12 protein-coding genes are annotated in these 13,597 nt (G+C 61.8%); 9 read left to right on the forward strand and 3 right to left on the reverse strand.

What is annotated here, in order from left to right:
- Positions 1-461 precede the first annotated feature (461 nt).
- From ISP19_RS06490 to ISP19_RS06520, 7 genes are all read left to right on the forward strand, one after another.
- Complete coding sequence (locus tag ISP19_RS06490) at positions 462-3,215, forward strand: PAS domain S-box protein (RefSeq protein ID WP_204680539.1); 2,754 nt, start codon at positions 462-464, stop codon at positions 3,213-3,215.
- Entirely contained in the window at positions 3,212-3,583 is a 372-nt protein-coding gene (locus ISP19_RS06495) for a response regulator transcription factor (RefSeq protein ID WP_204680540.1), read from the forward strand. Before ISP19_RS06490 ends, ISP19_RS06495 begins: the two co-directional genes overlap by 4 nt.
- 35 nt (positions 3,584-3,618) lie before the next feature.
- Positions 3,619-4,278, forward strand: coding sequence for a response regulator transcription factor (locus tag ISP19_RS06500; protein WP_204680541.1), 660 nt, complete (start codon positions 3,619-3,621; stop codon positions 4,276-4,278).
- A gap of 253 nt (positions 4,279-4,531) precedes the next feature.
- On the forward strand, positions 4,532-6,586 hold the full coding sequence (locus tag ISP19_RS06505) for an FUSC family protein (RefSeq protein ID WP_204680542.1): 2,055 nt from the start codon (positions 4,532-4,534) through the stop codon (positions 6,584-6,586).
- Positions 6,583-6,792, forward strand: a complete 210-nt coding sequence (locus ISP19_RS06510) for a DUF1656 domain-containing protein (RefSeq protein WP_204680543.1) — start codon at positions 6,583-6,585, stop codon at positions 6,790-6,792. The genes ISP19_RS06505 and ISP19_RS06510 overlap by 4 nt, the downstream gene beginning before the upstream one ends.
- A 27-nt stretch (positions 6,793-6,819) precedes the next feature.
- The gene (locus ISP19_RS06515; RefSeq protein WP_204680544.1) at positions 6,820-7,701 is read left to right on the forward strand and encodes an efflux RND transporter periplasmic adaptor subunit; all 882 of its coding nucleotides are present in this window, start codon (positions 6,820-6,822) and stop codon (positions 7,699-7,701) included.
- On the forward strand, positions 7,701-9,131 hold the full coding sequence (locus ISP19_RS06520; protein ID WP_204680545.1) for an efflux transporter outer membrane subunit: 1,431 nt from the start codon (positions 7,701-7,703) through the stop codon (positions 9,129-9,131). The genes ISP19_RS06515 and ISP19_RS06520 overlap by 1 nt, the downstream gene beginning before the upstream one ends.
- A 704-nt stretch (positions 9,132-9,835) precedes the next feature.
- Here ISP19_RS06520 and ISP19_RS06525 read toward each other — a convergent pair.
- On the reverse strand, positions 9,836-10,009 hold the full coding sequence (locus ISP19_RS06525) for a hypothetical protein (RefSeq protein ID WP_204680546.1): 174 nt from the start codon (positions 10,007-10,009) through the stop codon (positions 9,836-9,838).
- 768 nt (positions 10,010-10,777) lie between these two features.
- Between ISP19_RS06525 and ISP19_RS06530 the strand changes: the two genes are divergently transcribed.
- Positions 10,778-11,107 (forward strand): hypothetical protein, encoded by a 330-nt coding sequence (locus tag ISP19_RS06530; RefSeq protein ID WP_204680547.1) that lies wholly within the window; start codon positions 10,778-10,780, stop codon positions 11,105-11,107.
- Between the two features lie 197 nt (positions 11,108-11,304).
- Here the strand turns inward: ISP19_RS06530 and ISP19_RS06535 are convergent, their stop codons facing one another.
- On the reverse strand, positions 11,305-11,670 hold the full coding sequence (locus ISP19_RS06535) for a nuclear transport factor 2 family protein (RefSeq protein ID WP_204680548.1): 366 nt from the start codon (positions 11,668-11,670) through the stop codon (positions 11,305-11,307).
- An 81-nt stretch (positions 11,671-11,751) separates the two neighbouring features.
- On the reverse strand, positions 11,752-12,189 hold the full coding sequence (locus ISP19_RS06540) for a DoxX family protein (protein ID WP_204680549.1): 438 nt from the start codon (positions 12,187-12,189) through the stop codon (positions 11,752-11,754).
- A 114-nt stretch (positions 12,190-12,303) separates the two neighbouring features.
- Between ISP19_RS06540 and ISP19_RS06545 the strand changes: the two genes are divergently transcribed.
- Positions 12,304-13,257 carry a LysR family transcriptional regulator gene (locus tag ISP19_RS06545; protein ID WP_204680550.1) on the forward strand — a complete coding sequence of 318 codons (954 nt, stop codon included), beginning with the start codon at positions 12,304-12,306 and terminating at the stop codon, positions 13,255-13,257.
- Positions 13,258-13,597 lie beyond the last annotated feature (340 nt).

A 13,597-nucleotide genomic window follows, 5' to 3' on the forward strand; every position in this document is an offset into this window, starting at 1 on the left:
CCGGGGAATCCATTGCACCAAGGTATTGGCGATACCTTGGTATTAGTGACCAGCTGGCGTTATCGCTTCGTAATCCAGGGCGATGCAACCCCAGGATTCCCTCGCGCTTTTGCTCGACGACTCCGACGAAATTCAGGAGCCATCCAAGTCACGCGCGACTTTTCAAACCGCCTCACCGTCGTCCCGGCGAAGGCCGGGACCTAGTGACTTGGATGTAGCAAAGACGCTAGGTGATTCGCTTTGCTCACCCCTTCGGGACCGTCCTTCGGACGTTCTCCGCGCTACGCACTCCGTCCGGCCTTCGCCGGGACGACGGGCGAAAACGCGGGAAACTTCGGGATTTCGCCTTGTCCAGCATGTGCCGTGGTGCAGCATGCGTAACCAACACCAACGTACAATGGTGCCCGGCCCACAGGCGGCGCATCCTCTGCGTCATGAAGCGCCGTCCAGGAAATGCCGCCATGGGAATCGAGCTCGATCGTACCGTCGATGCGCTCCCGGTCCTGATGTGGACCGCGTGTCCCGATGGCCGCCCCAAATCGTTCGATCAATGCTGGCGCGACTATGCCGGGCTTTCCGCCGAGCAAACCTCGGGTGATGGCTGGCTGCAGGTCGTGCACCCGGATGACCGCGCCGCGCTGCTCGCCGCCTGGCAAGGCGGTCTGGACTCAGGCAAGGCCGCTGAAGCCCAGGCGCGGATGTGGCGCAAGGACGGTGTGTACCGCTGGTTCCTGCTGCGGGCCAACCCGGTGCGCGACGCGGCCGGCAAGATCCTGGAGTGGCACATCCTCGGTACGGATATCGAAGAGCGTAAGCGCGGCCAGGCGGCGGAACGCGTGCACGAACAGTCGTTCCGGCTGATGATCGACAACCTCCCGGCCATCATGGTGCTGTTCAAACCCAACGGCGAGGTCCTGCACGCCAACCGCCAGGCGCTCGAATATGCCGGTGCAAGCCTGGCGGAGGCCGCCGAGTGGACGAGCCGCATCCATCCCGACGACCGGCAGGCGACGCTCGCCGACTTCCAGGCCACCTTGGCCGGCGGCGAACCCTACGAGGGCGACTGGCGTCATCGTCGCGCAGACGGTGTTTACCGTTGGTTCCACGCGCGCGGCGCCCCGCTGCGCGATGAAGAGGGCCGCATCGTACTTTGGTATTTCCATTGCACCGATATCGATGAGCGCAAGCGCGCCAAGGCCTTGCTGGCGGGTGAAAATCGCCTGCTGGAAATGGTCGCGCGGGCCGCACCGCTGCACGCTGTGCTCGATGCCTTGTGCCAACTGAGCGAGGAGATCGACAACGGCTGTCACAGCGGCATCCTGTTGATCGACCCGCTCAGGAAGATCTTTCAGCGCGGCGGTACGTCCAGTCGCACATCGGCCTATATCGACGCCATGCATGGTGCGCCCGTCAATACGCAGACCGCGCCCAGCGCGGTGGCGGCATTCTCCGGAGCGCCGCTCATCATCGAAGACGTGGCGGCCGATTCGCGCTGGTCTCAGCACTTTCGCGACATGAGCCTGGCGCAAGGACTGCGTGCATGCTGGTTGATGCCGATCCACTCCCGCAACCGCGAAGCCCTTGGTGTACTGGCTGTCTATCGGACCGAGCCGGGCACGCCGACGGCTTTCCAGCGCGATCTGATCGGTCAGCTCTCGCACATCGCCAGCATCGCGATCGAGCGCGCGCAAAGTGACATGGCAGTCAGGCGCAGCATGGAAGGCTTGCGCGCGATCGTCGAGACAACGCCCGAATGCGTAACCCTGGTCGCCGGCGACGGCACCTTGCTGCAAGTCAATTCGGCCGGCGCCTCCATCGCGGGCGTGCCGTCGGTGGACGTGCTGATCGGCAAATGCTTCTTCGATTTCGTCGTGCCCGAACATCGGCAGCGCTATATCGACTTCCACCAAAGGGTGTGTGCCGGCGAAAAGCGGACCCTGGAATTCGACATCATCACCGCGCACGGCGAGCGCCGGCATATGGAAAGCTATTCCGCGCCCATGGAAAGCATGGACGGGATCACCGCGCAGCTCGGCGTGACGCGCGACATCACCGCGCGCAGGCTGGCCGAAGAAGAACTGCGGCGGCGCGAGGCGCTGATGGCGAAGTCGCAACAGCTCAGCTCGAGCGGCAGCTTCTCCTGGCGGCCGCAAAGCAAGGAGATGTTGTGGTCGGCGCAAACCTACCGCATCTTCGGCGTCGAGCCGGGTACGCCAGTCACGCAGGAAGTGGTCGCTGCACGCTACCACCCCGGCGATGCACATGTACTGCAGGACTTGCTGGAGCGCGCGCAGCTCGGCCTGGACCTGGAGTACGACCATCGCCTGCTCATGCCGGACGGCTCGGTCAAATATCTGTCCGTGCAGGCGCACTCCACGCGCGATGCGCTGGGCCGCCTGGAGTACATCGGCGCGGTGCGCGATGTCACCGAACATCACCGCTCCGAAGAAACGCTCAGTCAGCTGCGGACCGAGCTGGCGCACGTCACGCGGGTCCACAGCCTGGGCGCCTTGACCGCCTCCATCGCGCACGAGATCAACCAGCCGCTGGCCGGCATCATGACCAACGCCAGCACCGGTGTCCGGATGCTCGGCGCGGAGCCGCCCAATGTGGAAGGCGCGTTGCAGACCTTGCAGCGCACTCTGCGTGACGGCCGCCGCGCTTCCGAGGTGGTGACGCGCCTGCGTGCGCTGTTCAGTAAAAAGGAGGTGCGCAACGAACCGGTGGACCTCAACGAAGCCACCTGGGAAGTGGTCGACCTGCTGCGCAGTGCGATGCGCCGCAAACGCATCGTGCTGCAGCAGGAGCGGGCCGAAGATCTGCCGCCGGTCAATGGCGACAAGGTCCAGCTGCAGCAGGTGGTGCTCAACCTGTTGACCAATGCCATCGACGCCATGAATGACGTGGAGGGCCGTCCGCGCCAGCTGCTGGTCAAGACCGCGCGCGAAGCCGGGGATGCCGGCGACAGCGTACGGGTTGCCGTCACCGATACCGGATCGGGCTTCGATCCACAGCAGGCGACCAAATTATTTGAAGCGTTTTTCACCACCAAGAGAGAAGGTATGGGCATCGGCCTGTCTGTAAGTCGCTCCATCATCGAAAGCCATGGCGGCCGCATGTGGGCCACCGCGAATGACGGTCCTGGCGCCACGTTTTCGTTTTCCATTCCCTGCCGCGCGAGCGGTACGGCGGCAAGCACCGGAGAACCCCGATGACCGCGCGCTCGCTGATTGCCGTGGTCGACGACGACGAGTCGGTGCGCGAATCACTGCCCGATCTGCTGCATGAGCTCGGCTTCTCGGCCCGAACGTTTGCATCCGCAGAAGAGTTCCTGAGTTCGGGTGCTGTGGAACAGGTGCACTGCCTGATCCTCGATATCGCCATGCCGGGCATGACGGGGCCGGAGCTGCAGCAGGAACTGCTGCAACGTAAGCAGGCGCCGCCGATCGTGTTCATCACGGGACATGCCGACCCGGCCGTCCTGCCACGCCTGATCGAGCAGGGGGCCGTCGACTGCCTGCTCAAGCCGTTCAGCGACACCGCGCTGCTGGGGGCGCTGGAGGCTGCGCTGCGCCTTGATTGAGGTAATCTCGTCACCAGCGCGAACGGGAGTGGCCCATGACGCCAGCACGCGGAGCCGGATCGCAAACCGGAGCAACCCCGGAACATGCCATGCCGATGGTCTTCGTCGTCGATGACGACATCTCGGTGCGCGAATCGCTGGAAGCGATGATCGGTTTTGCCGGGTTCGCGGTCGAAACCTTTGCTTCTGCGCACGAATTCCTGGCGCGCCCGCCGGTGGACACACCGAACTGCCTGGTGCTGGACGTCGGTCTGCCCGATATCAGCGGGCTCGATCTGCAAGGCCTGGTCGCCGGTGAACGCCGGGACATGCCGATCATCTTCATCACCGGCCATGGCGACATCCCGATGTCGGTGCGCGCAATGAAGGCCGGCGCCGTCGAGTTTCTGACCAAGCCCTTCGATGATGAAGTGCTGCTGGAGGCGATCCGCCACGCCATCGAGCGCAGCCGCGCGACGCTGTCCGAAGGGAGCGAACTGCGCGCCATCCAGACGCGCTATGCCTCGCTCAGCCAACGCGAGCGTGAAGTGATGGCGCTGGTGGTGTCCGGCCTGCTCAACAAGCAGGTGGGTGGCGAGCTGGGCATCAGCGAGATCACGGTCAAGGCGCATCGCGGCCAGGTGATGCGCAAGATGGGCGTCCGCTCGCTGGCCGAGCTGGTGACCATCGCCGCGCGGCTGGGTATCGGTTCCTGAGCAGGAACGAGCTCGCGTCCGCGCAAAAACCTCAATCTTAAGTGGCCGTCATTCCCGCGAAAGCGGAAGCGCTCTACAACAGCGAAGCTGGTCAACCCATTTTGCTCTTGGCCTTCACGCAAGATGGATCCCCGCTTTCGCGGGAATGACGGTCCGGAAAATGTGGGAATGCCTCAGATCCCACCAATACCAAGGTATCGCCGATACCTTCGTGCAATAGAGCACCACGGCGCCGGCGCCTATCGTTGCTCGCATGAGCCACTTACTCTCCCCACGCCGAAGCGCATGCTTCAACAAGCTCACGTTCGCCACCGGCAACGTCGCAGCCATCTTCCTCGCGCTTTACATCGCGTTTGCGCGCAACCTGGAGCGGCCCTATTGGGCCATGTTCTCCGTCTTCATCGTCGCCAAGCCACTCGCCGGCGCGGTTCGATCCAAGGCGGTGTTCCGCCTGGTCGGCACGCTGGTGGGCGCGAGCGTGGCGGTGTTCCTGGTCCCGCCGCTGGTCCAGTCACCTGAATTGCTGTGTGCCGCGATGGCGGTGTGGGTAGGCCTTTGCGTATGCGTGGCGGTGCTGGATCGAACCCCGCGCAACTACGTACCGACGTTGGCGGGATACACCGTCGCGATCATTGCCTTTTCGGTGGTCTACAACCCGGTCACGGTGTTCGACACCGCCGTGTCGCGTGTGGAGGAAATCTCGCTAGGCATCGTATGCGCCGCGCTGATCCATTCGCTGTTCTTTCCGCGCAATACCGCCGATGAGCTCAACGATCGGCTGGACACGGCGATCACCGCGATCACCGCCTGGATTGACGCTGCCATCCGTGAACCGAACAAGGCGGATAACGCCGCGGCCGCGCAGCGTTTGACGCAGCTCATGACCAACCTCCACACCGCCTATACGTACATTCCCTACGAAACATCGAATGTGCGTCGCTCAACCCAGCTGGTTCGCACCTTGCAGAATCGCCTGGCGCTGCTGCTGCCGTTGTTCTCGAACGTGCAGGCGGGACTGGCCGAACTCACCGCCGCGGATGGCATCAACGCATCCGTGCAAGCGCACATGGAGCGCGCTGCGGACATCGCCCGCAGGATGGGCGCGGCGCGTTCTGCGGCGGATCTGCCGGGACCGATCGCCACGAGCCAGCTTGCGTTCGCCGGCGCGGGGTGGGCAGGTCAGGTCGAACAAGCCACCCTCGTCAACCTGGTTGAGCTGTTGAACGCACTGCGCGATTGCCGGCTTCTGGCTTATGCCATCAACGGCAAGCGCATCAGCTTCGATGCGCAACTGGAACGTGACATCAAAGCGTCCGCAGGGCATCCCTTCCACGTTGATCGCGGACTTGCCCTCCAGTCCGGCCTTGCCGTGGCGGCTGCGATCCTCATCGCTTGCGCCGTCTGGATCGGTGCAGCCTGGCCGGAAGGTGGCGTGGCGGTGCAGTTTGCGGCCATTGGATGTTCGTTGTTCGCCTCGATGGATAACCCGGCCAAACTGATTCGTTCGGCGATCTTCGGCATCGTCGTCGCCTTGCCCATCGGCGCGGTGTTCGAGTTTGCCGTGCTGCCCCGCATCGATGGGTTTGTCAGCCTGGCGCTGGTACTCGCACCCATGCTCCTGCTGTTTAGCTACATGCAGACCATTCCCAAGCTCGAAGGCGCTGCGCTGGTCCTGGCCATCACTTTCTCCGGATCGCTGGCGCTGCAGCAGTCTTACACCTCCGACTTTGCCAGTTTCTTGAACGTCAACTCGGCGGAGATCGCCGGGCTGTTGATGGCGGTCGTGGTGAACGTGGTCTTCAGAACCATCGATCCGATCCGGCACGCGCTGCGGATCTCGCGCAAAGGATGGAAGGAAGTCGGCGCGCTGGCCCGGCGCCGTCAGCTACCGGACCTGCGCACCTGGACCATGCAGATGTTCGATCGCCATGGAATGGTTACCGCGCGTGTGTCGACCCATCAGGCTGTGGATCGCCGCGTGTCGGCCAGCATGGACGGACTGAAGGATCTGCGGGTAGGCCTCGACGTTGCCGCGTTGATCACGCTGAGCAACACGTCCGACGAAAGCGAGCGCCGCGCGCTGAACAACGTGCTGGACGCGGTAGCGGACGTGTATGACGCGAAAGCCGCCGGTGCCAGCTCGGATCACCACGAAAAACTCGTGACATCCATCGACGATGGATTGGCCCAGCTTTCGTCCCGCGCGACGGATAACAGCGCGCTCAAGGGTATTACCGCATTGGTCGGACTCAGGCTCGATCTGGGTTCGGAAGTCGAATTACATCCTGCCGGAGCATTAATCGTATGAAAGGTGAAATCAATATCGGAGGCGTCTTCCTCCCATGCCTGCTGATGATCGCAGTCGGCGCATTCATCGTCACGGCCATCCTCAAGAAGGTGCTGCGCCGGGTGGAGTTCTACCGCTTCGTATGGCACTCGGGTTTGTTTGATGTTGCCTTGTACGCACTGGCGATGTGGAGCGTCGCGATCATCACCTCGTCCATCACACCTTAAGAGAGGCCATTCTTTATGTTTGCGATCATGAAAAAAATAGGTGCGGTGGCGGTGACCATCGTGACGGTGGCGGCCGCTGCCATGGCCGGCCGCTGGTTGTGGATTCACTACAACGTCGAACCGTGGACCCGTGACGGCCGCGTGCGTGCCGATGTGGTGCTGGTCAGCTCCGATGTGGATGGCCTGGTGACCCATCTTATGGTGAAAGACGGTCAGGTTGTTCACGTCGGCGATGTGCTGTTTGTCATCGATCGGCCACGCTATGAGCTGGCGCTGGACCAGGCGAAAGCAGAAGTCGCCCTGGTGCAGGCCAATCTCGGCCAGGCCGAACGTGATGCCCGCCGCGATGAATCCCTGGGCACGCTGGTGACGGTCGAACAAACCGAACAGGATCGGTCCAAGGCCGATCAGTTGCGGGCACAGCTCAATGCGGCGAAGTCGCAGCGCGATCTTGCCGAGTTGAATCTGCAACGGACCACCGTCAAGGCCACCGTCAACGGCGTTGTCACCAACCTGGAGCTGCAAGAAGGCGACTACGCCAGCGTCGGCCATCAGGCGATGGCCTTGCTCAATACCGACTCGATCTACGTCGACGGTTATTTCGAAGAAACCAAGCTTCCCGCGATTCAGGTGGGCGATCGCGCGACCGTGCATCTGATGGGCGTGAAAAAGAACTTCACCGGACGCGTGGAAGACATCGACGCGGGTATCGCCGATCGCGAACGCGACAGCAGTCCCAACTCGCTCGCCAACGTCAATCCGACTTTCAGCTGGGTTCGGCTCGCGCAGCGCATTCCGGTGCGCATCAAGCTCGACCCCGCACCCGAAGGCATCCGACTGATTTCCGGCCGCACGGCGACGGTTTCCATCGATGTCCCACAAAGCCGCCGTCAGGAAGGAGCCATCTAATGAACAAGATCAATGTCTTCCGCCGACTCATCGGTCCCATGCTCATGACGGCCGCCTTGACCGCCTGCACCGTCGGGCCGGATTACAAAGTGCCGTCATCGGCAGCGTTCAATACCCCTGCCGCCCAAGGCAGCTTCGTATCGGGCAACAACGCCGCGTTGTCCTCGGACCAGTTGCCGTCCCAGTGGTGGCACATGTACGACGACCCCAAGCTTGATGCGTACATTGCCCAGGCACTCAAGGCGAATACCGACCTGCGCGTGGCCCAGGCCAACCTGGAACGCAGCTATGCCGAGCTCAAAAGCGTGCGTACGGAGAAGCAACCGAGCGTGTCGTTCAATGGGCAGCTGGAATACACGCAGGAGTCGGGCGAACAATACCTGCAACCCGTGCGGCCGCCGGTCGCGACCGACTATCAGGCCGGCCTTACCGTTGGTTACGATCTCGATCTGTTCGGTGGCATTCGTCGCGGCATCGAAGCGTCCACCGCCGACAGCCAGGCCGTGCTTGCAGCGCGCGATCTGGTCAGGGTCAATGTCGTGGCGGAAACCACGCGCGCCTATGTCGACGCTTGCGGTTACGGGCTGGAACTGCAGGCCGCGAAAAATACGCTGGCCTTGCAGCAGCAAAGCCTGGCGCTGACGAGCCAGCTGATGCAGGGCGGCCGCGCCATGGATGTCGATGTAACCCGCTCGCGCCAGCTGGTGGATCAAACCCGGGAAAGCGTTCCGGCACTGCAAGCTGCGCAGCGCAATGCCTTGTATCGGCTGGCCACCCTGATGGGCAAGCCGCCCGCGGACTATGCGGCGGATCTTGAGCAGTGCACCGCACCGCCGCGACTGACCAGGCCGTTGCCCATCGGTGACGGCACCGCGATGCTCAAGCGCCGCCCCGACATCCGCGAGGCCGAGCGTCAGCTGGCGGCCGCCACCGCCAACATCGGTGTCGCCACTGCCGCGCTGTATCCGGACGTCGCCATCGGCGCTTCAGCCGGCTCTGCCGGCTCGGCAGCGGATGGCTTCAGCGCGCCCACCAATTTCTGGGGTCTCGGTCTGGTCGTCAATTGGCAGATCAATCGCAATGCCGCCCGCGCCAGGATCGGCGCAGCGCAGGCGACCGCCAAGGGCGCGTTGGCCAATTTCGATGGCGTAGTGCTGGGCGCGTTGCAGGACACCGAATCATCCTTGAACGTGTACACGCATGATCTGCAGCGCGAAGCGAGTGCCCAGGCATCACGCGACGATGCAGCGCAAGCAGAGCAGGAAACCGAGCGTCTGTTTGCCGGTGGGCGGGCGACATCGCTGGAACTGGTGGATGCGCAACGCACCTTGGCGTCAGCCGAGCTTTCCCTGGCACAAGTGAAGGTGGCGATCTCGGATGATCAGACCAATGTGTTTCTCGCGCTAGGCGGCGGTTGGGAGAACCGGTGATTGACTGTCGAGAGCGGCAACGGCGTTACGCGTACAGCAAGTGTCATCAAAATCCTACATGACACCTGCAACCGCACTCGATAAAGTGGTCGGGTCATCAACGCAGTTCGCGGAACAGCCAACGCCGATGACCCAGGCAGCAATGCTTGGAGAGACGCGGATCGTGGGAGTTAGCACCTCCCACGACCCGCTAAATCACAAACAACTGACAAGAGAGTTGCTCATGATCTCCCAACATCATACGGCACTGCCGTGCCCCCGGATTGCAACGATCCAACCCCGGCACCCACCTTGAACCTCGACAGCACGCTCCCACCGCGGAGTTTGGGTCGGGAAATGCGGCAAATCCCCACATCCAGGCAGGCTGACATTGCGCTAGCCGTGTCGGTAGTGGACAACGTCTTCACATCCCATCGCACTGGCAACCGCAACGGCCTGCGCGCCGCCCCTCACTTCCTGCATCACCGCGTCGACACGCACACCCCAGCGTAGGGTGGATTAGCGTGTACGTATGAGGGCGGCCATGCTGGCGCGCTGAGGTAGGACAGTGCGCCATTTCCGGCACGTTGGCAGGAAACAACGTGCCGTTTTTTTCGCAACAACAAACCGCTACGCACGCGATGCGAAGACGCGTAGGTTGGGTTAGCTCCGCGTAACCCAACGGAACTCCATCGAAGCGACAACCATCGTTGGGTTACGCTGCGCTAACCCAACCTACGATGCTGTTGGTAGAAGGCAGCCGGCCGCACACGGCCTTTACCTCCCATCACACCGGCGAACGCAACGGCCTGCGTGCCGCCATTCACTTCCTGCATCACCACGTCGACACGCACACCCCAGCGTAGGGTGGATTCGCGTGTACGTATGAGGGCAGCCATGCTGGCTCGCTGAGGGAAGGACAGTGCGCCATTTCCGGCACGTTGGCGGGAAACAACGTGCCGTTTTTTCGCAACAACAAACCGCTACGCACGCGGTGCGAAGACGCGTAGGTTGGGTTAGCTCCGCGTAACCCAACGGAACTCCATCGAAGCGACAACCATCGTTGGGTTACGCGGAGCTTACCCAACCTACGATGCTGTTGGTGGAAGGCAGCCGGCCGCACACGGCCTTTACCTCCCATCACACCGGCGAACGCAACGGCCTGCGCGCCGCCCCTCACTTCCTGCATCACCACGTCGACACGCACACCCCAACGTAGGTGATTCACGTATACGTATGAGGGCGGCCATGTAGGCGCGCTGAGGCAGGGCAGTGCGTCATTTCCGGCACTTTGCGTGACAACAAGGTGTCGCTTTCTTGGTGGTGAGATAAGGCGCGCCGTCAGCAAGTCTCAAGAGGCAAAGTGCGCTGCGTGAAGATTGGGTTGGCGCAACGTTATCTACACATCGATCTTGATAAGTTGGTACGCATTGCCTGCGCTGTGCGGGAAATGAACATTCCCATCAAACAATAATGAAACACTTACGCTGTATAACAACCGAGGCCATAAGTCGCTTCGTGTTGTGCAAGATGAATGAAGCATTTCGTCATGCTGACGGCATCACCCAATCACCATCCGATGGGTTTGATCCGGTGATTCGGCGATCCTTCAATAGGGTCGCGCTATGTCGCGAACTAACTTGCCTTAGCCGGCAAGGGGCCGAAAAATGGGCGTTGTAGAGCAGATTAATCGATGCATCGATGCAGGGAGCTATGCGGAAGCGTTTCGCCTTGCTTCGGTGGCCATGGCTGAGTCCGGCGGTGATCCGCGAATCATGGAGTCCATGCTCCATCTCACTGCAAATCTCAGGTCCATCTGCATGTATATGGCCTGCAAGAGGATGGATGGCGGGGCCAAGTACCTCGCCCTGGAGGCTCTGCTGCGCGAAGCGAGCGCTGTAACTGGCCAAGATATGTATGGTCGAATAGTCCGGGAGCGACAGGGCGCTGCGCAGAAGACGGCGTTTCTAGAAAAGTCCGCTTCCGATCTGAAGTAAGCATCCGTCGGCGCGTGGATATTTGGTGAATCGTTGCTCCATGACGGTGGCGTGGCAGTCATTGATTGAACCACGCCATTGCTTTTCCGTATCTGCGTGGTGATTTGTGAAGGCTGCGCGAAAAAAATGCTTAGGGTAAGTTTCCAATTTGGAAAAGTACGCTGCCCTCTTTTGCTCAGCGAAAGCCTCTGACTCTGTCACGTGGGATTGCCGTCGAGAAAGACATAGAGCGCAGCGATCTTCCCATCGCGAACGATGATCACATCCAGGCCCGTGTAGTCAGGTGATTCACCGCGCGGACCAGAACCCCACGTCAACCGACCGGCATTGTGAAGTACCTGCGGTTTGCCGTGCGGCGTGTATACGAAGTGCGGGTGCGTGGCGCGCAGGTTGCCGGCAAATTTATCGAGCGCATCGTGTCCGACGAATGCGCCGGGTGGCGTGTAAACCACGCAATCTTCGGTGTAGAGCTCCTTGATGGCCGCGCGGCGACGCGTTGCATCACCCTCGCCGAACACCTCTTGCAGATTGCGATGCAGCAGTTCATCGATACGATGATTCATGACACTTCTCCTTGGGGTGCAATGCCCTGAAGGCATCGGCCTGTCGCGGCCGGAGCGGCCATCGCCGCTCCGGCCGACAGCTCAGGAGCGGTAGCCATCGATGCTTACGCGGCCACCGCCGAACGCGATCACGTGCAGCAGGCCACCCGCTATCGCGATGTTCTTGAAGAAGTGGATGAACTGGTTCTGGTCGGCGAAGTGGTTGTGGAAGAACGCGGCGGTTGCCAGCGTAAACAGGAACATCACACCAGCGACGGTCCGGGTGCGGTAACCGAACAGCAGCGTGATGCCGCCGACGATCTCGGTAAATGCGGCGAGGCCGTACGCGATCGATGGCAGCGGCAATCCGACCGACTGGATGTAGGCAATCGTCATCGCCGGTGCGGCGAGCTTGGAAAGCCCGGCAAGGAGGAAGAGGGTGCTGATCAGCACGCGGCCCGCGGCGGGGACGATCGTGGTGAGCGCATCGGGAAGGGTCGAGGGAACGACCGCGGTTTCTGCATAGGTCTGGGTGTTCATGGGAATGTCCTCGGTAGTTGATGTCTGGGTTGTGTTGCTGCCACGGGACAAATCTAAGGCCGCGTGCTAGTTTTCGAAATAGCAATGATTGAAAACCACCGTTGCAGGATTGATATGTCCAAGCTGCCGGATTTCGAAGGGCTCGCGATGTTCGGGAAGGTCGCGGAAGAGGGTTCGTTCGCTGGGGCCGCCGCCGCGATGGGGGTCTCGGTCGCGACGGTTTCCCGGGCGGTGACCCGTCTTGAAGAACGCCTGGGCGGTCGCTTGTTCAACCGCACCTCCCGACGGCTCGCGCTCACCGACTACGGTCGCTCACTCGCCGAGCGCGCAGCGAAAATCTATGCCGATGCCGAGGAAGCCGAGGATGTCGCACGCGAGACTTCAAGCAGGCCGCGCGGACTGGTGAAGCTTGCAGCGTCGATCTCCTTCGGCACGCGCTGGGTCGCGCCGCTATTGCCCGAATTCTTTCGCACCTATCCAGACATTTCCGTCGACCTTCATCTCGCGGACGCGCAAGTGGATCTGATTGGCGAAGGCTTCGACGCGGCGCTGCGCATCGCCATCATGGAAGATTCGTCACTCGTCGCCCGCCTCATCGCACCCGTGCGCCGCTTTGTGGTGGCATCACCGGCGTATCTGTCGCGCCATGGCCGGCCCCAGCACCCGCGCGATCTTGCTGCGCATCAGTGTCTGACCTACGTCAACAAGAACAAGCGGGATGTCTGGCGCTTCACGCACAAAAATGGTGAGGAGTGCACGGTCACCCCGAGCGGAGCGTTGCGCGCAAGCAGCGTGGAGGGATTGCTGCCTACGGTCCTTGCCGGACTCGCCATCACCGAGCTTCCCGAATTTGTCGCGACGCAGTACTTCCGCGACAAACAGCTCGAGCCCGTCCTGACCGATTGGCACCTGCCCGAAGGCGGCCTGCATTTCGTAACGCCCACCACGCGTGCACGGCCGGCGAAGGTGAGTGCGTTGGCGGATTTCTTTATCTCAAGGCTCGCTACGGCGGAGTGGAGAGCGGAGACGGTGGTGGATGTGAAGAAACCTGGGCGCAGCAAACGGTGAGCTTGGAGAAAAGGTCAGAGTCTGAGGCACTCGGAGCTTTTGCAGTTCAAACGAATGGGCATGAATTGCAGAAAAAGATCAATCTCTCGCCGCCGTCATTCCCGCGAAAGCGGGAATCCATGTTGCCCTTGCTCTTAAAGCAACCTGGATTCCCGCTTTCGCGGGAATGACGGCGCAGGGAATGCGGGAATGACGGTGCAGGGGAGTGCGGGAACGACGGCAAGGGAGTATGGGGATGACTGCTCCGAAAATGTGAGGAGCGGTGAAGCCGCCGACACCCAGCCACGCGCCTTCAAGAATCTACACCACGAAGTCAATAAACACCCACACCTTCGCGATG

This window comes from Dyella flava (genome assembly GCF_016904955.1).
Lineage (GTDB): Bacteria > Pseudomonadota > Gammaproteobacteria > Xanthomonadales > Rhodanobacteraceae > Dyella_B > Dyella_B flava.